Annotated in this window: 18 protein-coding genes; 10 read left to right on the forward strand and 8 right to left on the reverse strand. The window is 72.0% G+C overall.

The window, feature by feature from the left end:
- Nucleotides 1-53: 53 nt before the first annotated feature.
- Both scy and mce read right to left on the reverse strand, forming a co-directional pair.
- The gene (gene scy, locus ACZ4VK_RS32520) at nucleotides 54-4,511 is read right to left on the reverse strand and encodes a polarized growth protein Scy (RefSeq protein WP_468360213.1); all 4,458 of its coding nucleotides are present in this window, start codon (nucleotides 4,509-4,511) and stop codon (nucleotides 54-56) included.
- Between the two features lie 185 nt (nucleotides 4,512-4,696).
- Nucleotides 4,697-5,149, reverse strand: a complete 453-nt coding sequence (gene mce, locus ACZ4VK_RS32525; RefSeq protein WP_468360079.1) for a methylmalonyl-CoA epimerase — start codon at nucleotides 5,147-5,149, stop codon at nucleotides 4,697-4,699.
- A 137-nt stretch (nucleotides 5,150-5,286) separates the two neighbouring features.
- Here mce and ACZ4VK_RS32530 point away from each other — a divergent pair, with 137 nt between their 5' ends.
- Nucleotides 5,287-6,495 carry an acetyl-CoA C-acetyltransferase gene (locus ACZ4VK_RS32530; RefSeq protein ID WP_468360082.1) on the forward strand — a complete coding sequence of 403 codons (1,209 nt, stop codon included), beginning with the start codon at nucleotides 5,287-5,289 and terminating at the stop codon, nucleotides 6,493-6,495.
- 29 nt (nucleotides 6,496-6,524) lie between these two features.
- The gene (meaB, locus tag ACZ4VK_RS32535; RefSeq protein WP_468360085.1) at nucleotides 6,525-7,481 is read left to right on the forward strand and encodes a methylmalonyl Co-A mutase-associated GTPase MeaB; all 957 of its coding nucleotides are present in this window, start codon (nucleotides 6,525-6,527) and stop codon (nucleotides 7,479-7,481) included.
- A 61-nt stretch (nucleotides 7,482-7,542) separates the two neighbouring features.
- On the opposite strand, the gene ACZ4VK_RS32540 is transcribed toward meaB, so the two are convergent.
- The 4 genes from ACZ4VK_RS32540 to ACZ4VK_RS32555 form a co-directional block, all read right to left on the reverse strand.
- A complete protein-coding gene (locus ACZ4VK_RS32540; RefSeq protein ID WP_468360088.1) occupies nucleotides 7,543-8,019 on the reverse strand; it encodes a MarR family winged helix-turn-helix transcriptional regulator in 477 nt (158 codons plus the stop codon).
- Nucleotides 8,020-8,102: 83 nt separating this feature from the next.
- Nucleotides 8,103-8,888, reverse strand: a complete 786-nt coding sequence (locus ACZ4VK_RS32545) for an AIM24 family protein (protein ID WP_468360091.1) — start codon at nucleotides 8,886-8,888, stop codon at nucleotides 8,103-8,105.
- Nucleotides 8,885-9,535, reverse strand: a complete 651-nt coding sequence (locus ACZ4VK_RS32550; protein WP_468360094.1) for an AIM24 family protein — start codon at nucleotides 9,533-9,535, stop codon at nucleotides 8,885-8,887. The genes ACZ4VK_RS32545 and ACZ4VK_RS32550 overlap by 4 nt, the downstream gene beginning before the upstream one ends.
- On the reverse strand, nucleotides 9,535-10,167 hold the full coding sequence (locus tag ACZ4VK_RS32555) for an AIM24 family protein (protein WP_468360216.1): 633 nt from the start codon (nucleotides 10,165-10,167) through the stop codon (nucleotides 9,535-9,537). Before ACZ4VK_RS32555 ends, ACZ4VK_RS32550 begins: the two co-directional genes overlap by 1 nt.
- A 128-nt stretch (nucleotides 10,168-10,295) precedes the next feature.
- On the opposite strand from ACZ4VK_RS32555, the gene ACZ4VK_RS32560 reads away from it, so the two are divergent.
- From ACZ4VK_RS32560 to glxA, 7 genes are all read left to right on the forward strand, one after another.
- Complete coding sequence (locus ACZ4VK_RS32560; protein WP_468360097.1) at nucleotides 10,296-10,637, forward strand: DUF3817 domain-containing protein; 342 nt, start codon at nucleotides 10,296-10,298, stop codon at nucleotides 10,635-10,637.
- A complete protein-coding gene (locus ACZ4VK_RS32565) occupies nucleotides 10,634-10,927 on the forward strand; it encodes an MTH1187 family thiamine-binding protein (protein WP_030553578.1) in 294 nt (97 codons plus the stop codon). Before ACZ4VK_RS32560 ends, ACZ4VK_RS32565 begins: the two co-directional genes overlap by 4 nt.
- Before the next feature lie 158 nt (nucleotides 10,928-11,085).
- Nucleotides 11,086-11,808 (forward strand): hypothetical protein, encoded by a 723-nt coding sequence (locus tag ACZ4VK_RS32570; protein ID WP_468360100.1) that lies wholly within the window; start codon nucleotides 11,086-11,088, stop codon nucleotides 11,806-11,808.
- Nucleotides 11,805-12,488, forward strand: coding sequence for a DUF4166 domain-containing protein (locus tag ACZ4VK_RS32575; protein WP_468360103.1), 684 nt, complete (start codon nucleotides 11,805-11,807; stop codon nucleotides 12,486-12,488). The genes ACZ4VK_RS32570 and ACZ4VK_RS32575 overlap by 4 nt, the downstream gene beginning before the upstream one ends.
- A gap of 8 nt (nucleotides 12,489-12,496) precedes the next feature.
- A complete protein-coding gene (locus ACZ4VK_RS32580; RefSeq protein ID WP_468360219.1) occupies nucleotides 12,497-13,180 on the forward strand; it encodes a TetR/AcrR family transcriptional regulator in 684 nt (227 codons plus the stop codon).
- 90 nt (nucleotides 13,181-13,270) lie between these two features.
- A complete protein-coding gene (locus ACZ4VK_RS32585; protein ID WP_468360106.1) occupies nucleotides 13,271-15,100 on the forward strand; it encodes a glycosyltransferase family 2 protein in 1,830 nt (609 codons plus the stop codon).
- A gap of 3 nt (nucleotides 15,101-15,103) precedes the next feature.
- Nucleotides 15,104-17,065, forward strand: a complete 1,962-nt coding sequence (gene glxA / locus ACZ4VK_RS32590) for a radical copper oxidase GlxA (RefSeq protein ID WP_468360109.1) — start codon at nucleotides 15,104-15,106, stop codon at nucleotides 17,063-17,065.
- Between the two features lie 36 nt (nucleotides 17,066-17,101).
- Here the strand turns inward: glxA and ACZ4VK_RS32595 are convergent, their stop codons facing one another.
- Both ACZ4VK_RS32595 and ACZ4VK_RS32600 read right to left on the reverse strand, forming a co-directional pair.
- Complete coding sequence (locus tag ACZ4VK_RS32595; protein WP_468360112.1) at nucleotides 17,102-18,124, reverse strand: glycoside hydrolase family 6 protein; 1,023 nt, start codon at nucleotides 18,122-18,124, stop codon at nucleotides 17,102-17,104.
- Nucleotides 18,125-18,190: 66 nt separating this feature from the next.
- Entirely contained in the window at nucleotides 18,191-19,183 is a 993-nt protein-coding gene (locus tag ACZ4VK_RS32600) for an ArsR/SmtB family transcription factor (RefSeq protein WP_468360115.1), read from the reverse strand.
- 71 nt (nucleotides 19,184-19,254) lie between these two features.
- Between ACZ4VK_RS32600 and ACZ4VK_RS32605 the strand changes: the two genes are divergently transcribed.
- Nucleotides 19,255-20,577 (forward strand): MFS transporter, encoded by a 1,323-nt coding sequence (locus ACZ4VK_RS32605; RefSeq protein ID WP_468360118.1) that lies wholly within the window; start codon nucleotides 19,255-19,257, stop codon nucleotides 20,575-20,577.
- Nucleotides 20,578-20,605: the final 28 nt, after the last annotated feature.

The raw sequence follows: 20,605 nt of genomic DNA on the forward strand, positions 1-20,605 counted from the left end.
TGTCATCGAGCGTATGCCCGTTTGATCTGGAGAATGTCCAGCCTTTTGAGTGGCTAGCCGTCCTGGGGCTTGCCACCCGAACGAGTGGACCCCGCTGACGCACCCGCCTTCGCACCCACGGCCCCGGCGGACTTCGTCCCAACCGACGGGGTCTCGAAAGACTCCAACGCCTCCAGGACGTCCTGGACACGGGAGATCTCGGCATTGATGTCCTTGCGGCGGCGCACGAGCACCTCGAGCTCGCGCTTGCCCTCCTCGATCGTCGCCTCGGCCTCGGCCTCGGCCTCCGACCTGATCCGCTCGGCCTCCGCCTTGATCCCCTCGGCCTCCGCGACGAGCGAGGCCTTCTTCTGCTCGGCCTCCTTGAGGAGCGCCTCCGCCTTGCGGACGGCGGCGATGCGGACCTTGCTCGCCTCCGAACTCGCCTCGGAGACCAGCTCCTTCGCCTTCTCCTCGGCCTCGGCGCGCTGCTCCGTCGCGGCCTTCACCAGGTTGTCGACGCGCTCGCCCGCCGTCTTCATCTGCTCGGCGCTCTCGCGGCGCGCCCGCTCGTGCAGCTCCTCGATCTCGCCCTCTACCCGGCTCCGCAGCTCCTCGGCCCGGTCCCTTATGGCGGTCGCGTCGCCGCGCGCCCCGACCAGGAGCTCGTCCGCGTCCGTACGGGCCTTCTCGACCAGCGAGTTGCCCTCGACGGTCGCCTCGGCGACGATCCGCTCGGCCTCCTTGCGGGCCGCGCCGACCATCGTGTCCGCCTGCGTCTCGGCCTCGGTGGTGGCGCGCAGCGCCTCCTCCTGGGCCTTGGCGATGAGCTGGTCCGCCTGCTCGGCCGCGTCCGAACGCTTCCGGGCCGCGGCCTCCCGCGCCTCGTCGAGCGTGCGGTCCGCCTCCTCGCGGGCCTCCGACCGCATCTGCTCGGCCGCCGCCTCCGCGTCGGCCCGCAGACGCTCCGACTCGGTACGGATCCGCTCGGCGTCCTGCCGCGCGGAACCCACCGTCGCCTCGGCCTCGGCGCGCGCGTCCGCCGTGAGGGCGTCCGCGAGTTCACCGGCCTCCCGGGTGACCCGCTCGGCCTCGGCGTTCGCCTCACGCGTGACGCGCTCCGCCTCGGCGTTGGCCTCACGGGTGAGCCGCTCGGCCTGGCTTGTCGCCTCGGCGAGGAGCGCGTCGGCCTGTTCGGCGGCGTCGCTGCGTCGCTTGTCGGCGGCCTTGCGGGCCTCGTCGAGAACCTGCTCGCCGTCCGCGAGGGCCGCAGCCCGCAGCGCCTGGGCGTGCGCCTCCCCGTCGATCTTGACCTGTTCGGCCTCGGCGCGGAGTCGCAGGGCGTCCTGTTCGGTGGTCTCCATGAGCTCGACCGCCTCGGCGGTGAGCCGCTCGGCCTGGCTGGTGGCCTCCGCGAGGAGCGCGTCGGCCTGTTCGGCGGCGTCGCTGCGTCGCTTGTCGGCGGCCTTGCGGGCCTCGTCGAGGACCTGCTCGCCGTCCGCGATCGCCGCGGTGCGCAGCGCCTCCGCGTGCGCCTCCCCGTCCGCCTTGACCTGTTCGGCCTCGGTACGGAGTCGCAGGGCGTCCTGTTCGGCGGTCTCCATGAGCTCGACCGCCTCGGCGGTGAGCCGCTCGGCCTGGCTGGTCGCCTCGGCGAGCAGCGCGTCGGCCTGTTCGGCGGCGTCGCTGCGTCGCTTGTCGGCGGCCTTGCGGGCCTCGTCGAGGACCTGATCCGCCTCGGCGGCGATCCGCTCCGCCTCCGCACGCGCCTCGCCGACCACCGACTCGGCACGCTCGGCGGCCTCCGAACGGATCCGGTTCGCGTCCTCCCGGGCGTCCGCCCGGGTGCGGGCGGCGTCCTGCTCGGCCGAGGCGAGTGAGTCCGTCGCCTCCGTCCGTACCCGCTGCGCGTACTCGGCGGTGTCCGACCGCAGCTTCTCCGCCTCGGCGATCGCGTCCGTGACGGTCCGCTCGGCCAGCGCCTTCGCCGCCTCCGTCTCCTCCTGGGCGCGCGCCCGGACACGGCCGGCGTCCTCGGTCGCCCGCTCCCGCTCCTCGTGCGCGTCGGCGCGGACCCGGTCCGCCTCCTCCTGCGCCTCGGAACGCGTCCGCTCGGCCGCGTGCTCGGCGGCACTGCGCAGCCCGGCGATCTCCTCATCGGCCTGCTCGCGCAGACCCGCCACCGAGTCCCGGAGCTCCTGGGCCGTTTGCTCGGCCGCGGTGACCATCTCGGTCGCCCGCGCGTCCGCCTCCTCGACGAGACGCTGCGCCTCGACCTGCGCGTCCTCGACGCGCTTACGGGCGGCGGCGAGCAGCTCCTCGGACTGCTCGCGGGCGTGCTCACGCTCCCGGCCGGCCTCGGAACGGGCCGACTCGAGGGTCGACTCGGCCTCGCGGCGGCGCCGGACGGCCTCCTCCTGCGCGGCGGCTAGGGCCTCGGCGGCCTCGGCCGCGACCCGCTCCGCGGCGGCGGCGGCCTCCGCCCGTACCCGGTCGGCGGTCTCCTGGGCCTCCGACCGCAGCCGCTCGGCCTCCTCCGCGGCCTCCGTGCGGAGCCGTACCGCCGCGCTCTCCGCCTCCGTACGCGTGGTCGACGCGTCCGACGAGGCCTCGGCGCGCAGCCGCTCGGCCTCCTGCTCGGCCTGCTCCTGGAGCGTACGGATGCGCTCCGCGGCCTCGGCCCGCAGCCGCTCCGTCTCCTCGGCGGCCTCGCGCCGGATCCGCTCGCTCTCGGCCCGGGCGTCGGTGAGCTCCTCCCCGGCGGCCGCCACCTTCGCCTCGGCGTCGGTGTGCAGCCGGGTCAGCTCCTCGGCGGCCTCGGCGCGGCGCGCCTCCGCGGCCCGCTCGGCGTCCGCCCGCAGCCCGGCGGCGGCCTTCTCGGCCGCCTCCTTGACCGACTCGGCCTGCTCCTCGGCCTCGGCGCGCAGCCGCTCGGCCTCCGCGCGGGTGCGCTCCAGGGTCTCCTCGGCCTGGGTCCGGAGCGTCTGGGCGCGCTCCATGGCCTCCGACTTGACCCGCTCGCTCTCCGCACCGGCCTTGGTGCGCAGCCCGTCCGCGTCCGTACGGGCCTTGGTGAGGAGCTCCTCGGCGGTCTTCGCCGCCTCCTCGATCTGCTGGAGGGCCTCGCGGCGGGCCTCGCCGCGGATCCGCTCGCCCTCGTCGATGGCCTCGGCGCGCAGCTGCTCGGCCTCGCCGCGCAGCCGTCGCGCCTCCTCCTGGAGCTCGACCGTCTTGGCGCGGTACTCCTTGGTGTCGTCCTTCGCCGAACCGAGGAGCTCGTCGGCCTGCTCCTCGGCCTGCGAGCGCAGCCGGTCGGCCTCGGTCTCGGCCTCGCGGCGGACCCGCTCGGCCTCCTCGGAGGCCTTGCGGGTGGTCTCCCGGGCGTCCTCGGACGCCTTGGTGAGGATCTCCTCGGCGCTCCGCGCGGCCTTGGCGAGCGCGGCGGCGGAATCCTCCGCGGCGGCCGTACGGGCCTTCTCCGAGGCCTCCTCGACGAGCTTCTCCGCGAGGGCGGTCGCCTCGCGCAGCTTCTCCTCGGCCTCCGCCTTGAGGGCCTCGGCGTCCTTGGTGGCCTCGCCGACGAGCCGGGCGATCTCCGCCTTCGCCGTACGGGTGCGCTGCTCGTTGACCGACTCGGCGGTGGCGAGCTGCCGGGCGGCGGTGTCCTTGGCCTCGGCGAGGGCCTTCTCGGCCTCGGCGCGGGCGAGGCGGAGCTTCTCCTCGGCCTCCTGCATGCGCTGCTCGGCGGCGCGGGAGAGCTCGGTGGCCTGCCGGCGGGCCTGGTCGGTCTCGGCGGTGGTGGTCGAGCGGAGCTGCTCGGCGTGGTTCGTGGCCTCCTGCGCCTGGCTGGAGGCGGCGCCGAGGAGCCGCTCGGCGTCCTTGCGGGCACGCAGCAGAATCGCTTCGGCCTCGGCCCGGGCCGCTTCGGCCTCGGCGCCGACCCGGCGGCTGGTCTCCTCGGCGAGCCGGGTGGCCTCGGCGCGGGCGGCGGCGAGCGACTGCTCGGCCTCCGCGCGGGACTCCTCCATCAGGCGGCGGGCCTGGGACTCCGTACGGGCGCGGAGCTGCTCGGCCCAGGCGACGTTCTCGTTGACGTGCGCCTCGACGGTCTGCCGGCGCTCGTTGAGCTCCTGGTCCAGCTGCTGGCGGCGCTGGACGGCCTCGTTGTGCAGCTCGGCCTGGAGCCGGGCCTGGTGCTCGGCGTGCTCCTGGAGGATGCGCTGGGTCTGGGCGCGGGCCTCGCGCAGCTCGCGCTCGGCGTCCTGGCGCAGCTGCTCCGCCTGGGCCTGCGCGTTCCGCAGCAGCTGCTCGGCCTGGTAGCCGATGTCGGCGCTGTCGTACGCGGGCCGGGACGCGATGGTGCGGCGCGCCTCGTGGAGCTTGGCACGCAAGACCTCGACCTGGTAACCGAGGTCCTCGGCGTGCTGGACGGCCTTCTCGCGCTCGGTCTTCAGCCGGTCCATCTCGGCTTCGAACCTGGCGAGATGGTCGTCTTCAGCTCGGTGGCTCTCCTGGCGTTCGTAGCCCCGCACTGCGCGGTCCATCCGTCCCCTGGTCGCAACACTCCAACGGGCACCGCCCTCACGGCCGAGGACGGACCCCCGGGGAATCGTGACAGATCGGACGACCCCGACATCCCGACTTCGGTGCCGCACGGAGCGGCCCCGACCGGCCCCGGCCCGGAGTCGCCCACTCTACCGGGCCAGGAATCCGGGGGTCAGTGCTCCGCTGAGGAGTGGTCAGCGGACGGCTCCGCCGAGGTGACCAGTTCCGTCAGCACCCCATGGCAGTCCTTGGGGTGGAGGAAGGTGATCCGGGAGCCCATCGAGCCGATCCGCGGCTCGTCGTAGAGGACCCGCACACCCTTGCCTCGGATGTCCTCGGCGTCCCGGTCCACGTCCGCCGTACCGAAGGCGATGTGGTGCACGCCCTCACCGTTCTTGGCGAGCCACTTGCCCACCGCCGAGTCCTCCCGCGTCGGCTCCAGGAGCTGGAGGTAGGAGGCCCCGCCGTCCGAGGTGTCATTGATCTTCAGCATGGCCTCGCGGACGCCCTGCTCCTCGTTGACCTCGGAGTGGAAGACCTCGAAACCGTACGTCGCACGGTAGAACTCGACAGTCTTGTCCAGGTCGAAACAGGCGATCCCGATGTGGTCGATTCGCGTCAGCATGCCTCCAGTGCAGCGCCGGGAAGGTGGTTACGCAACGTGCGCGCCGTCACACCGGCTGCCCGGTGACCGCGCGCGGCGCCCCTCAGTACATTGGCGGTAAACCCTCGTTCACTCCTCATCCCTAGGGGCCGTGCCTCATGTCTGGACAGACCGGTACCACCTCAGTGATCGTCGCGGGCGCCCGCACGCCCATGGGTCGCCTGCTCGGCTCGCTCAAGTCCTTCTCGGGCGCGGAGCTCGGCGGCTTCGCCATCAAGGCCGCCCTCGACCGGGCCGGCATCGGCGGCGACCAGGTGCAGTACGTGATCATGGGCCAGGTGCTCCAGGCGGGCGCCGGCCAGATCCCCGCCCGCCAGGCCGCCGTCAAGGCGGGCATCCCCATGAACGTCCCCGCGCTCACCATCAACAAGGTGTGTCTCTCGGGCCTCGACGCCATCGCGCTCGCCGACCAGCTGATCCGCGCGGGTGAGTTCGACATCGTCGTCGCCGGCGGCCAGGAGTCGATGACCAACGCCCCGCACCTGCTCCCGAAGTCCCGCGAGGGCTTCAAGTACGGCGCCATCGAGATGCTCGACTCCATGGCGCACGACGGCCTCACCGACTCCTTCGAGGCCATCGCCATGGGCGAGTCCACGGAGAAGCACAACACCCGCCTGGGCATCAAGCGCCCCGAGCAGGACGAGATCGCCGCCCTCTCGCACCAGCGCGCCGCCGCCGCCCAGAAGAACGGCATCTTCGAGGCCGAGATCACCCCGGTCGAGATCCCGCAGCGCAAGGGCGAGCCGGTCGTCTTCTCCCAGGACGAGGGCATCCGCGCGGAGACCACCGCCGAGTCCCTCGGCAAGCTCCGCCCGGCGTTCGCCAAGGACGGCACCATTACCGCCGGCACCTCCTCGCAGATCTCCGACGGCGCCGCCGCCGTCGTCGTGATGAGCAAGGCCAAGGCCGAGGAGCTGGGCCTGGAGTGGATCGCCGAGATCGGCGCCCACGGCAACGTGGCGGGCCCGGACAACTCGCTCCAGTCGCAGCCGTCCAACGCCATCCTGCACGCCCTCAAGAAGGACGGCCTGAGCGTCGAGGACCTCGACCTCATCGAGATCAACGAGGCCTTCGCCGCTGTCGCGGTGCAGTCAATGAAGGACCTCGGCGTTACCCCCGAGAAGGTGAACGTCAACGGTGGCGCCATCGCCCTCGGCCACCCGATCGGCATGTCCGGCGCCCGCGTCGTGCTCCACCTGGCCCTGGAGCTCAAGCGGCGCGGCGGCGGCACCGGCGCCGCGGCCCTCTGCGGCGGCGGCGGTCAGGGCGACGCGCTGATCGTGCGCGTCCCCGGCAACGGCAAGTAAGCACCCGGCTCAGGCAAGGAGCAGCGCAGATGGTGGACGTCCCCGCTCTGGTCACCCAGGCACGGGAGGGCAGGCCGCGGGCCGTGGCCCGGCTGATCTCGCTCGTGGAGGGGGCGTCCCCCCAGCTGCGCGAGGTGATGGCGGCCCTCGCGCCGCTCACCGGCGGGGCGTACGTGGTCGGCCTGACGGGCTCTCCGGGCGTCGGCAAGTCCACGTCGACGTCCGCCCTCGTCTCCGCCTACCGGCGGGCGGGCAAGCGGGTCGGCGTCCTGGCCGTCGACCCGTCCTCGCCGTTCAGCGGGGGAGCGCTCCTCGGTGACCGGGTCCGGATGTCGGAGCACGCCTCCGACCCGGGCGTCTACATCCGCTCCATGGCGACCCGCGGCCATCTCGGCGGGCTCGCCTGGTCCGCCCCGCAGGCCATCCGCGTCCTCGACGCGGCCGGCTGCGAGGTGATCCTCGTGGAGACCGTCGGCGTCGGGCAGTCGGAGGTCGAGATCGCCTCCCAGGCGGACACCTCGGTCGTCCTCCTCGCGCCGGGCATGGGCGACGGGATCCAGGCCGCCAAGGCGGGCATCCTGGAGATCGGTGACGTGTACGTGGTGAACAAGGCCGACCGGGACGGCGCCGACGCCACCGCACGCGAGCTCAACCACATGCTGGGCCTGGGCGAGGCGCGCGGTCCCGGCGACTGGCGGCCGCCGATCGTCAAGACGGTCGCGGCGCGCGGCGAGGGCATCGACGAGGTCGTGGAGGCCCTGGAGAAGCACCGCGCCTGGATGGAGGAGCACGGCGTCCTCGCGGAGCGCCGCAGGACCCGTGCCGCCCGCGAGGTCGAGACCATCGCGGTCACGGCCCTGCGCGAGCGGATCGGCGACCTGCACGGCGACCGGCGCCTGGACGCGCTGGCGGAACGGATCGTGGCCGGCGGCCTCGACCCGTACGCGGCCTCGGACGAACTGGTCGCGAGCCTGACCGGAAACTGACCGGTACGGGAAAGGGCCTCCCCGGTGTGCACCGGGGAGGCCCTTTCCGTTCTCTGTCAGGTCACGGCTTCCCGCGCCGCCCGCGGAGCTGCTCCGCGACCGGCTTGAGGGACTCGTGGAGGTCGCCGAGGGCCTCTCCGCCGATCTGGTCGATGAAGTGCTTGCGCACCGACTCGACGTGGTGCGGGGCGACCTTGCGCATGGTCTCCATGCCGTCGTCGGTGAGGACGGCGTACAGCCCGCGCCGGTCGGACTCGCAGTTCTCGCGCCGGACGAGCCCGGCGTTCTCCATCCGGGTGATCTGGTGGGAGAGCCGGCTCTTCGACTGGAGGGTGGCCGCGGCCAGGTCACTCATGCGCAGCCGCCGCTCCGCCGACTCCGAGAGGTTCACGAGGATCTCGTAGTCGTTCATCGTCAGACCGAAGGGCTGGAGGTCCCTCTCCAGCTGGTACGTCAGCATCCTCTGAACGTCCAGGAAGGTGCGCCAGGCGCACTGCTCGCCGTCGGTGAGCCACGGGGTGGCGGTCTCGGTCTCCATGTATGGATTCTACCTAAGAAGTTGAAAGATTGACGAAGTCTGGGAGCGCGCGTTCGAGGACGTCACGCTCCGCAGACTACCGCTCACAGACCGAAACGACGCTGGAGGTCCCCCAGCTGGCCGGGAAGCCGCGGTGCCGAACCCTGGGCCGCGTGGCCGGAACTGTGTCCTCCGTGGCCGCCCGGGACGCCCGCCTGGGCCGGGGGGCCGCCGATCGCGCGGTCCGCCATCAGCAGCTCCGTCGACTGGAGCAGCACCGTGCCCGCGCCCACGAACTCGAACTGGTGCTCCTCGCCCGAGGTGCCGCCGATGCCCGTCAGGGCCCGTACGCCGCCCATCACGCCCGTCATGTAGCCGTGGTCGTAGTGGTGGCACGGCGACGGGCAGTCCGCCCAGCCCACCAGGGCCTGCGGGTCCACCCGCATCGGCGGCTCCATGAAGACCACGGGACCGTTCGACGCGGCCACGAACTTGCCCGTGCCGATCAGCGTCACGAAGCCCGGCACGATCGACTGCTTCAGAGCCAGCGTCGGCTGGTAGGCGAGCAGGTTGCCCGAACGGATCGTCAGGTTGCCCTCGTCCAGGTCGAACGAGTTCACGTCGAAGGCCCGGTCCGCCAGCAGCATCTTCCCGCTGCCCTCGGCCACCACCCAGTCGCTCGCGTGCAGCGGAGAGTGGAAGGACGTCCGGACCAGCCGATCGAGCCGCCCGAGCCCGATGCCGTTGAACTCGATCCGCCCGTAGTAGGCGATCATCTTGCCCTTCTGCAGGAACCACTGGGAGCCCTTGAGCTCCACGCAGAAGGTGTACGGATTCACGTTGTCGTCCGACGGAAGGGTCGTCGGGTCGTGGATCACCGGGGTGCTCACAGCTTCTCCTCCGAGGCCTGGACGTACACCGCGCCGCTGCCGCTCAGCTCCAGCTGGAACGCCTCGCCCGAGCCGCGCCCCACCATGTCGCGCCAGCCGAGCGCGGTGGAGAGCTTGTTCCGCACGTCGCCGTGGTGGGCCACGTACGCCTGCGGGTCCACATGGACCGGGCGGCCCGGGGCGATCGGCAGTTCGATGACCCCGCCGTGCGCCATGACGGCCACCGCGCCGTGCCCCTTCAGGGTCGTGGTGAAGAGGCCCTGGCCGGTGACCTGGCCGCGGACCATGCCCATGACCCCGCCCTGCGAGCCCATGAACATCGTGCCCTGCTCCAGGGTGCCGTCGAAGGCGAGCAGCCGGTCGGCCTCCACGTACAGGGTCTCGCCCGTCAGGCCGATCACCTGGATGTGGTGGCCGCCGTGCCCGAACATCACCGTGCCGTTGCCCTCGACGGTCATCAGCGGCGTTGCCTCGCCGGCCACCCGGCGGCCGATCATCGACATCAGGCCGCCCTGACCGCCCGCCGTGTTCGGCGTGAAAGTGACGTCGCCGCGGTACGCGAGCATCGCGCCGCGCTGGCTGAACATCCGCTGCCCGGGGATGACGGTCGCCTCGACCATCTTGGAGTTCACTTCGCGGAAAGGCATCAGACGTCGCCCCCGATGGTGTTCCGCTCGCTCGGCTGGACGTACACAAGGCCGTCGCCCTCGAAGCGGATCTGGAAGGCCTCGCCGCCGCCCTCGCCCATGAAGGTGCGGAAGGTCACACCCGACTGGAAGTGCTGCTGGAGGTTGCCCTGGTGCGCGATGTACGCGCCGGGGTCGACCTGGAGCGGGTACTGCGGGGTCACCCGCAGCACGACCGCCGGGCCGTCGGACATGATCGCCGCCTGGCCCGTGCCCTCGACGGTCGTCGTGAAGAGGCCGTTGCCGGTGGCCCCGCCGCGCATGCCGGTGAACGTGGTGCCGGTGCGCAGGCCCGCGTCGGTGCAGAGCAGATTGCTCGCCTCGACCCAGAGCTTGTCGCCGTGCAGGCTGACGAGGTTGATCTCGGAGGCCCGGTCGGCGAACCAGCAGGTCCCCTGGCCGCGCACCTCCATCACCTCCATCTGCTCACCGGTGAGCCGACGGGTCACCATGCCGCGCAGACCCTCACCGCCGCCACTCATCTTCTTGAACGCCATCTGGCCGTCGTAGGCGACCATCGAGCCGTTCTTCGCCTTGACGGCGTCGCCTGTCATGGAGACGGCGAGCACTTTGCTGCCTTGGAGTCGGAACATTGCCACCCGTCGAAGGTACTGGGGACCCGGATAAAGAGACAGCAAAGTCGGCGTGCACAATGGACAGGCCCTTGTGCATCCGTTCACAAGATCCTCGTCACAAAGATCGAACGAAGGTGACCCCCTCCGTGGACATCAAGACCGCTTCCTCCCTCCACCGACTCCGGCTCGTCTCCGCGCCGGAGGCCGTCTCGTTCCTGCTCCTGCTGGTCTGCTCGGTGCTGAAGCGGACGACGGACTTCAACGCGGTGCCGGTCATGGGCGCGATCCACGGCGTGCTGTTCATCCTCTACGTCCTGTTCTGGCTGGACGCCTGGAACCGCACCAAGTGGAGCTTCGGCACCGCCGCCCTGTACTTCGTCCTCTCGGTGCTGCCCCTCGGCGGTTTCTACGCCGAGCGGAAGCTGAAGCGCGAGGCCGAGGACGCGGTCATCGCCTCCCGCGCCCGCGCCGAGGGCGTGAAGGCGTGATCGTCGCGTTCTCGGTGACCCCGCTGGGTGTGGGGGAGGAGGTCGGCGAGTACGTCGCCGACGCCGTCCGGGTCGTCCGCGAGTCCGGGCTCCCGAACCGCACCGACGCGATGTTCACGTCCATCGAGGGCGAGTGGGACGAGGTCATGGACGTCGTGAAGCGCGCCGTCGCCGCCGTCGAGGCGCGGGCGCCCCGCGTTTCCCTGGTCCTCAAGGCCGACATCCGCCCGGGTGTGACGGACGGTCTGACCTCGAAGGTCGAGACGGTGGAGCGCCACCTCGGCGCCTGACGCCATCCCCCTTCGCACGAGAAGCCCCCGGTCCTGTTCAAAGGGCCGGGGGCTTCTCGTCGTCAGGTGGTTGAGCGACTGCTCAAAATCGGCTACCTTCAGCGGCGGAGCGGTTTTGAGCAAGTGCTCAAAACTAGGGACGAGTCGGGGGAACCTCCATGGGTCTCTATATCGAGACAACCGTCCGCACGGACCTGGAGACGCTCTGGGAACGCACCCAGGAGCCCGACCGCCACCAGCGGTGGGACCTGCGGTTCACCGAGATCGCCTACCTGCCGGGCGCCGAGGACGAGCCCCGGCGCTTCCGGTACGCGACCCGCGTCCTGCCCTTCCTGACCGTCGCCGGCACCGGTGTCTCCGCGGGGGAGCGCCACCGGGCCGGCGGCGACCGGGTCTCCGCCCTCCGCTTCTTCTCGGGGCATCCCCTCTCGTTCCTCGCCGAGGGCAGCGGCTACTGGCGGTACGTCCCCACCCCGGACGGCATCCGCTTCCTCACCGGCTACGACTACCGGCCGCGCTGGGGGCGCCTCGGCCGCGCCGCCGACCGGCTCCTCTTCCGGCCCCTCATGGGCTGGGCCACCGCCTGGTCCTTCGACCGGCTGCGGCTCTGGTGCGAGTGGGGCATCACGCCCGAGCGCGCCCTCGTCCACTGGCTCCTCGAAGCCGCCGCCCGGTTGCTGCTCGTGGCCGTGCCCTGCGCCGTCGCCTCCCTGCCGCTCGGTGCGCTGTCGCTCGCCGCCGTGCCGCTCACCGTCGTCGGGGTCGGCACCGCCGTCCTCGTACCGCCGTCGTCGCGGACCCCCGCGGCCCGGCGCTGTCTGCGCGTCCCGCCCGCCCGCACCCGGGAGCCCCGGCTCCTCGCCACCCTGGAGCAGTCGTGACCTCGATCTTCCGCACCGCCATGGGGGACGACGCCTTCGGGCGGCTGCACCCGGAGCTCCAGCGGCGCTTCTCGGTGGGGCTCGCGAGCGGCGAGCTGTGCGTCGGGCGGGGCGTCATGGACCGCGTCTGGCACGGCCGGGCGTTCGTGAAGCCGTTCCTCGCCGTCGGCGGGCTGCGGAACATCCTGCTGCCCCGCACCGGCCGGGACGTCCCCTTCGTCATCGAGAACGTGCCCTACGCCGACTCGTACGGGCGCGAGACCGTCACCTTCGTCCGGACCTTCGGGCTGCCCGGCGGACCCCGGCGCTTCGACGCGACCATGGTCCACAGTCCGGAGCGGGACTGCGTCCTCGACTACCTCGGCACCCACCAGCACCTCGCCAGCGATCTCCACCTGTCCGCCGAGGCCGACGGCTCGCTCCTCATCACCTCCGGCGAACACCGCTTCCGCGAAGGTCCGTTGGACGTACGCGTCCCCGAACTCCTCGGGGGCCGGGCCGAGGTCCGCGAGTCCTTCGACGAGCGCACCGGCCGCTTCCGCATCAATGTCCGGGTGGACAACAGGTACTTCGGACCCATCTTCGGGTACGAAGGATCGTTTGCCGCCGAGTACATGGACCTACGATCCCAGGGGGTGCGCGCCGGGCTGCGCCCGGTGCGCGAGGAGGTACGGGTGTGAGCGGGGACGTGGGCGGCGACGTGAAGAGCCGCAAGGGCGCGGCGCAGGACGCCCGCACCCGGGAGACCCGGGAGAAGCTGCTCGAAGGGGCCCTGCGCACGCTCGTCGAGCAGGGCATCGGCAAGGCCTCCGCGCGTGCCATCGCGACCGCCGCCGGGGTCAACCAGGCTCTGGTCTTCTACCACTTCGGGTCCGTCGACGAGCTGCTCGCCGCCGCCTGCCGCCACGGCGCCGAGCAGCGGGTCGCCCGGCACCGCGAGCGGCTCCGCTCCGTCGGCAGCCTCACCGAGCTGCTCGCCTTCGGGCGCGCGCTGCACGCCGAGGAGCGCGAGGCGGGGCACGTCGACTTCCTCGGGCAGCTGCTCGCCGGGGCGCGGGCGCACCCCCGGCTGGTCCCGGCCACCGCCGCCGGGCTCGACCTGTGGATCGCCGAGATCGAGCAGGTGCTCGTCCGGGTCCTCGCGGGGACCCCGCTCGCCGAGTTCACCGACCCCGCCGGGCTCGCCCGCGCGGTCGCCGCCTCCTTCGTCGGTCTCGAACTGTACGAGGGCGTCGACCCCGCGGGTGCGGAGGCGGCCTTCGCGGCCCTTGAGCAGCTCGGTGCCCTGATGGCGGCCGTCGAGGAGCTGAACCCGGTGGCCCGAAAGGCCGTCACGTACACGCTGCGGCGGCAGAGCGGCCGCGCCCGGTAAAACCGCTCACTCGGACTACTCCAGTCGACACGCCGAACGATGTCCCCTTTTGTTGGGGTATCGACCCGTTCGACGACAGCTGGAGGCACCGTGCGGCCGGGAGGCTACGACTACGACACCTACAGCCGACTCGCCGGTCCGCTCACGGACCCGGATCCGGCGGCCTACACGGTGCGGTACCGGAGTCTGCTCGCGAAGGAGCCGCACCGCATACGAGCCGTCCTCCTCATGAGCCTCGCGCCGGTCCTCTCCGCGCTGCTCCTCGCCTACCTCGTCTGGCCCAGCCACTGGACCGTCCGTGAGGGCGGCGACCCCTGGCTCGTCCACCTCGACACCGTGATGCTCGTGTCGATCGGATTCATCTGCTTCTTCATGCTGGTGAACGTCACGTCGATCGCCCACGCCACCATGGTCGCGCGCGACCCGATACCCGTGTACGCCGAGAAGGGCACCCGCGTCGCCTTCCTCACCACGTACGTCCCGGGCAAGGAACCGCTCTCCATGGTCCGCGGCACCCTCGAAGGCGCCACCCGGCTGCGCCACGACGGCACGCTCGACGTCTGGCTCCTCGACGAGGGCGACTCGGCCGAGGCCAAGGCGCTCTGCGCCGAACTCGGCGTCCGCCACTTCACCCGCGCCGGCGTCCCCGAGTGGAACCGCGGGAAGGGCGCGCACAAGGCGAGGACCAAGCACGGCAACTACAACGCCTGGCTCGCCATGCACGGCGACGCCTACGACTACTTCGCCTCCGTCGACACCGACCACGTCCCGCTCCCCAACTTCCTGGAGCGGATGCTCGGCTACTTCCGCGACCCCGACATCGCCTTCGTCGTCGGACCGCAGGTGTACGGCAACTACACCAACATCGTCACCAAGGCCGCCGAGTCGCAGCAGTTCCTCTTCCACGCCCTCATCCAGCGGGCCGGCAACCGCTACCACGCACCCATGTTCGTCGGCACGAACAACGTCGTCCGGATCTCCGCCCTCAAGCAGATAGGCGGCCTGTACGACTCCGTCACCGAGGACATGGCCACCGGCTTCGAACTGCACCGCACGAAGAACCCGCGCACGGGCCACTACTGGCGCTCCGTCTACACCCCCGACGTCCTCGCGGTCGGCGAGGGCCCGGCCTCCTGGACCGACTTCTTCACCCAGCAGCTCCGCTGGTCCCGCGGCACGTACGAGACGCTCGTCAAGCAGTACTGGAAGGCGCCCTTCCGCACCCCGCCGGGCCGCTTCCTCAACTACACGCTGATGCTCGTCTACTACCCGATGACGGCGATCAACTGGCTGCTCGGCGTCCTCAGCGGCGTCCTGTACCTCTGGTTCGGCGCCTCCGGCACCCAGGTCTCCACCTCGGTGTGGCTGATGATCTACAGCGACGCCGTCGCCCTCCAGATCGGCCTCTACCTCTGGAACCGGCGGCACAACGTCTCGCCCCACGAACCCGAGGGCTCCGGCGGCCTCGCCGGCATGGCGATGTCCGCGCTCTCCGCCCCCATCTACCTCAAGTCCCTCGGCTCGGCGGTCCTGCGGACCCGCGGCCGTTTCGTCGTCACCCCGAAGGGCGGCGAGACCAGCCCCGACCGCGTCCTCACCTTCCGCATCCACCTCGCCTGGGCGGCGGTCCTCATCGCCTCGCTCGCCGCGTCCGTGCACTTCGGCCACACCCACGCCGCCATGCGCACCTGGGCCGCCCTCGCCCTGGTCATCGCCCTCGCCCCGCTCTCCGTCTGGGCCTTCACCGACCTCCGCGACCGGCGCGCCCTGCGCGTCCGCGAGCACGCCCGTGCCCGTACGCGCCTCCGCGCCCGTGCCCGCGGCCTCGCCGACGCCCGGGAAGGGGTCGAGGTCCGCGCCGCGGCCGCCATCCCGTCCACCCCCGCGGCACCGGCTCCCACGACGACAGGAGGGAACTGACCCATGGCCTACCGGCCGTCGAAGAAGTTCAAGAAGACACTGTTCGGCAGCGGCGCGGTCCTCGTCCTCGCGGCGCTCAACGCGCCCGCCGCCGTCTCCTTCGCCGAGGAGAAGTACCACGCGTACAAGATCGCCCAGCCCGGCTACAAGCGGGCCTTCGGCTCCTGGGCGCCGGTGAACGTCCCCGCCCCGTACAGCGTCAACGCCATCCACGCGGCCCTCCTCCACACCGGCAAGGTGCTGCTGATCGCCGGCTCGGGCAACAGCCAGAAGAACTTCGACGCCGGGACCTTCGAGACCGTCCTCTGGGACCCGGTGAAGAACACCTTCAAGAAGATCCCCACGCCCGAGGACTTCTTCTGCGCCGGCCACACCCAGCTCCCCGACGGTCGGCTGCTCGTCGCCGGCGGCACCGCCCGGTACGAGATCCTCAACGGCGAGGTCAAGAAGGCCGGCGGCGGCATGCGGGTCAAGAACGAGAGCCCCGACAAGGCGGTCACTCTGAAGAAGGGCACCGTCTTCCGCTCCCCGTCCGGCGTCGAGTACGTCTCCAGGTTCGACGTCACCGTCCCCAAGGCCAAGCGCGAGTTCGAGATCTCGTACTTCAAGAGCGGCCAGATGAAGCCGTGGAAGACGAAGGTCACCGCCGCCGAGGCCCGGGTCTTCGTCGAGGCGCGGAAGGAGGGCCCGGGGGCCCTCACCACCGAGGCCGCCCAGTACGAGGTCGTCGGCCTCAAGGGCGACATGGCCGACGACGTCTACGGGCTCGCGCAGAAGCTCACCACCGAGAAGCAGGACTTCCAGGGCATCAAGAGTGCCTACGAGTTCGACCCGAAGGCCGAGAAGTACATCCCGGTCGCCCCCATGAAGGACGCCCGCTGGTACCCCACGCTCGTCACCCTCGACGACGGCAAGGTCCTCGCCGTCTCCGGGCTGAACGACGTCGGCGACGTCGTCCCCGGCGACAACGAGATCTACGACCCCGAGACCAAGAAGTGGTCCAAGGGCCCCTTCCGCTACTTCCCCACCTACCCGTCCCTTTTTCTCACCAAGGGCGGCAAGCTCCTCTACACCGGCTCCAACGCCGGCTACGGCCCCGCCGAGAAGGGCCGCGAACCGGGCCTGTGGGACCTGAAGAAGAACTCCTTCACCAAGCTCGGCGGGCTCACCGACCCCGACCAGCTGGAGACCTCCGCCTCCCTGATGCTGCCCCCCGTCCAGAACCAGAAGGTCATGGTCCTCGGCGGCGGAGGCGTCGGCGAGTCGTCCAAGTCCACCGCCCGCACCTCCATCATCGACCTCTCCAAGGACAGCCCCGTCTTCACCGACGGGCCGGCGCTCCCGCAGGGCACCCGCTACCTCAGCAGCGTCCTGCTCCCCGACGACACGGTCTTCACCACCGGCGGCTCCGAGGACTACCGGGGCCGCAGCGGCAGCGACATCCTCAAGGCGCAGTTCTACGACCCGAGGGCGAACACCTTCACCGAGGCCGCCGAACCCACCGTCGGCCGCAACTACCACTCCGAGGCGCTGCTGCTGCCCGACGGCCGGGTCGCCACCTTCGGCTCCGACCCGCTCTTCGCCGACAAGGACAACACCAGGCTCGGCACCTTCGAGCAGCGCATCGAGGTCTTCACCCCGCCCTACCTCCACAAGGCGGGCGACGACCGGCCCGTCCTCGGCGAGGGCTCGCGGGAACTCGACCAGAACGGCCGCGCCACCTTCAAGACCAAGGACGCCGGCCGGATCGCCAAGGCCCGGCTGATGCGGCCGAGCGCCGTCACCCACACCACGGACGTCGAACAGCGCTCGGTCGAGCTCGGCCTGACGAAGAGCCGGGACGGGATGACCGTCACCATCGACGTACCGCAGGACCGGACGCTCGTCCCGCCCGGCTGGTACATGCTCTTCGTCACCGACGTGAACGGCATTCCGTCGGAGGCGAAGTGGATCCAGGTGAACTGAGAGAGGTCGTTCAGGACTTCGCCCTGCGCGCCAGTCCTAGGACTTCGCCCTGCGCGCCAGGCCCAGGGCGTACTCCGGCCACCAGGTCCCGGCCGCCGGGCCGCCCCGGCACTGGCCGTCCGACTCGCCGGGCCGCTTGATCCACAGATACGCGTCGACCAGCTCGTCCCCGGTCCGGTCCGTCGGCGGTACGCCGAGGGCCCGGCCCGGCGGATTGCACCAGGCCTCCGCCCGGTCGCCCGGGAGGGGGCCGTCGCCGTTGCGGCTGGTGTCCACCGTGAAGTGGGTGCCGCCGAGCAGCCCGGAGAGCGTGGCGCCGAAGTCCCGCACGGTGTCGTTCGTCTGGAAGTTGGAGACGTTCAGCGAGAAGCCGTCCGCCCTCGCCACCCCCGCCCGGCGCAGCGGATCCACCAGCTTGCCCGGGTCGTCGATCCAGTCCGGGTTGCCCGCGTCCAGGTACACGCGGGTGCGTGGCTGCCGCTTGAGCCGCTCGATCGCCCCGGCGAGCAGCGCGTACCGCTCGTCGTGGTACTGGGACGGGGTGCAGCCGTCCACGATGTGCGGCACCGCGTCCGGCTCCAGGACGACGATCGCCGAGGCCTCCCCGATCGCGGTGGCGAAGGAGTCGATCCAGTTCCGGTACGCCTGCGCGTCGCGCGAGCCGCCGGCCGAGTACATCCCGCAGTCGCGGTGCGGGATGTTGTACGCGACGAACACGGCCGTACGGTTCTCCGCCGTCGCGCTCCGGACCGCCCGCGTGATCTCCGGTACGGGATCGTCCCCGGCCGGCCAGTCCGCGACCGGCCGGTCGGCGATCCGCTTCAGGACCCGGGCGTCCTCGGTCCTGCCCTGCGCCTCGTACTGCTTGACCTGCCGGGCCGCGTCGCTCTCCGGGTCGACCCAGAACGGGGACCCGCTCGCGGGCGCCGCGGACGACCCACCGCGCGTGGACGGCGGCCCGACGGGCCCCGTGGTCCGGGGCTCGTCCTCGCCGCACCCGGTCAGGAGCAGCGCGGAGACGAGGGTCAGGGCGACGGCGGTGACGGTGCGGCGGGACATCCGGCCCCCAGGGTCGGGTACGGAACGGTGTGTTCTATGACAATCCGGGCCATCGTGGCACGGCGGTCAGCCGCTTCCGGGCTGCGACACCGCGATCCCCAGCGGCGTCCGTTCGTACAGCACCTGGTGGCCGTACCGCCGGGACGTCAGGAGCCCCGCGTCCCGCAGCACCGCCAGATGCGCGGAGACGGTGGAGGGGGAGCGGCCGAGGAGATGGGCCAGGGCGGTCGTCCCCATCGGCTCGGCGAGCGCGCACAGCACGTCCGCCCGCACGGGGCCGAGGAGCCGCCCGAGGACCTCCGGCGTACGGTCCCGGGGCTCCGCCCACAGCCCGCCGATCCCGCGCGCCGGATACGCCACCGTCGGCTGCCACGGAGGGTCGAAACCGCTCACCACCTCGGGCCAGATGAACACCGACGGCATCAGGACGAGCCCCTGGCCGTCCAGCGGACGCACGTGCTCCCCGTGGTAGTCCACCGTGAGGGTGGCCGTCTCCGTGGCCCAGTCGAAGGCCGGGTGCAGCTCGGCGAGCAGCCGTTCGAGGCCGCCGTCCGCGAGGCGGCGCGAGTGGTACGCGACGTCCGCCTCCAGGAGCGCCCGCAGCCGCGGCCACTCGGGCGCGACAAGCGCCTCCCAGGCCACCTGGAGCAGATCGGCGAGCCGCCCCACCGCGCCGACGGGATCGGCGAGCATCCGCCGCCCCTCCGCCGTGCCGGCCGCCCCCGGCGTATCGGCGAGCGCCCGTTCGAAGTCCCTCAGGGCGAGGGCCGGATCGGTCTCCCGTACGGCGGCGATCTCGTCCTCGAAGGTGGCGGCGGGCCCGAGCGGCGGCGGGTAGAGGAAGTCCGGACTGTGTCCGTGGTGGGGCATCAGCAGATGCAGCGGCCCGAGATCGAGCCCGCGCGCGGCGCCCGCGATCCGGCGCAGCCACGGCAGGTGGTACCCCTGCTGCCGTGGCCGCGCGAGGACGCGGACGGCGGAGTGGGTCTCCCAGAGCGGTGAGATCGCGAACCGGATCCGCAGCGGATCGCCCTCGCCGAAGTGCAGGTGGTACGGCACGACCCCTCCGGAAGATTCGCCTGGACGCGAAAGTCTAGGAGGCCCGCACCCCCGACGGCAGGCTGCACCCCATGCCGCAGCACGACTCCCTCGACACGAACCGCCCCACGACCTCGAACCGGCCCCGGACTCCAACGGAGCCCATGGCCCCCGAGGGCGCGACCGCTCCGGACCCGCCCGGGTACCGGGCCGTGTTCCGGGTGCGGGAGTTCCGGGTCGTGTTCGTCGCCCATCTCTTCTCCCTGCTCGGGGTCGTCGTCAGCGAACTCGCGCTCACCGTGCTCGTCTACGACCTCACCCGCTCCCCGCTGCTCTCCTCCCTCACCTTCGCCCTCGGCTTCCTCCCCTACCTCCTCGGCGGCACCCTCCTGGCCGGTCTCACCGACCGGCTCCCGCCCCGCCGCATCCTCGTCGTCTGCGACCTCGTCTGCGCCGCCTGCGTCGCGCTCATGGTCGTGCCCGCCACCCCTGTCGCCGTCCTGCTCGTGCTGCGCTGCGCCATCGCCGTCGTCTCGCCCGTCTTCAACGGCACCCGGATGGCGACCCTCGCCGACGTCCTCGGAGAGGGCGACCTCTTCGTCCTCGGCCGCTCCCTCCTGCGGATCGTCTCCCAGAGCGCCCTCCTCACCGGCTTCGCCGCCGGCGGCCTGCTCCTCACCGTCGTCCCGCCGCGCGGCGCCCTCGGCATCACCGCGGCCACCTTCCTCGCCTCCGCGCTGCTGCTCCGCCTCGGCACCGCCCGCCGCCCCGCCCGGGCGGCCGGGTCCCGCACCGGCCTGACCGGCACCTGGGCGGTCCTGCGCGACCGGCGGGTGCGCGCCCTGATGCTGATGTTCTGGGTGCCGCCGCTCTTCGCCGTCGTACCGGAGGCGCTCGCCGCGCCGTACGCCGACGAGATCGGTGTCTCCACCGCGGCCCTCGGCCTGCTCATGTGCGCGCTGCCCGTCGGCACCATCGCGGGCGAGCTCTTCGCCGGGGCGTTCCTGAGCGCCGCGACCCGCTCCCGGATCGTGCTGCCGCTCGCCGTGACCGGTGTGCTGCCCTATCTGCTGTACGCCCCCGCGCCCGGAGTGCCGCTCGCGGTCGTCGCCCTGTTCCTGGCGGGCGCCACCGGCGCGTACACCCTCGGTCTCGACGCCCGGTTCGTCGCCGCCGTCCCCGAGGAGCAGCGGGGGAGGGCCATGACCCTGATGACGGCGGGCATGATGACCGTCCAGGGCGTCGGCATGGCCGGGGCCGGTCTCGCGGCCGAGTTCGCGCCCGTCCACACGGTCGTCGCGGCGACCGGCGTCCTCGGCACGCTCTGTCTCCTCGCCGCCGCCGCCGAGCTGCGGGCGACGGAGGCGGGCGGGGCGGTGACCGAAGGGGGCGACCGAAAGGCGAGACGGGGCTGACCGGCATATGACCAGTCGGTAAGGTCGA

This window comes from Streptomyces sp. NPDC028711 (genome assembly GCF_055565415.1).

Excerpts from the sequence above, each read along its gene's own strand:
- ACZ4VK_RS32550 (WP_468360094.1), bottom strand. The coding sequence starts at position 9,535 with ATGCCTTTCCGCGAAGTGAACTCCAAGATGGTCGAGGCGACCGTCATC.
- ACZ4VK_RS32570 (WP_468360100.1), top strand. The coding sequence starts at position 11,086 with ATGGGTCTCTATATCGAGACAACCGTCCGCACGGACCTGGAGACGCTC.
- ACZ4VK_RS32595 (WP_468360112.1), bottom strand. The coding sequence starts at position 18,124 with ATGTCCCGCCGCACCGTCACCGCCGTCGCCCTGACCCTCGTCTCCGCG.
- meaB (WP_468360085.1), top strand. The coding sequence starts at position 6,525 with ATGGTGGACGTCCCCGCTCTGGTCACCCAGGCACGGGAGGGCAGGCCG.
- ACZ4VK_RS32530 (WP_468360082.1), top strand. The coding sequence starts at position 5,287 with ATGTCTGGACAGACCGGTACCACCTCAGTGATCGTCGCGGGCGCCCGC.
- mce (WP_468360079.1), bottom strand. The coding sequence starts at position 5,149 with ATGCTGACGCGAATCGACCACATCGGGATCGCCTGTTTCGACCTGGAC.
- ACZ4VK_RS32605 (WP_468360118.1), top strand. The coding sequence starts at position 19,255 with ATGCCGCAGCACGACTCCCTCGACACGAACCGCCCCACGACCTCGAAC.
- glxA (WP_468360109.1), top strand. The coding sequence starts at position 15,104 with ATGGCCTACCGGCCGTCGAAGAAGTTCAAGAAGACACTGTTCGGCAGC.
- ACZ4VK_RS32555 (WP_468360216.1), bottom strand. The coding sequence starts at position 10,167 with ATGTTCCGACTCCAAGGCAGCAAAGTGCTCGCCGTCTCCATGACAGGC.
- ACZ4VK_RS32540 (WP_468360088.1), bottom strand. The coding sequence starts at position 8,019 with ATGGAGACCGAGACCGCCACCCCGTGGCTCACCGACGGCGAGCAGTGC.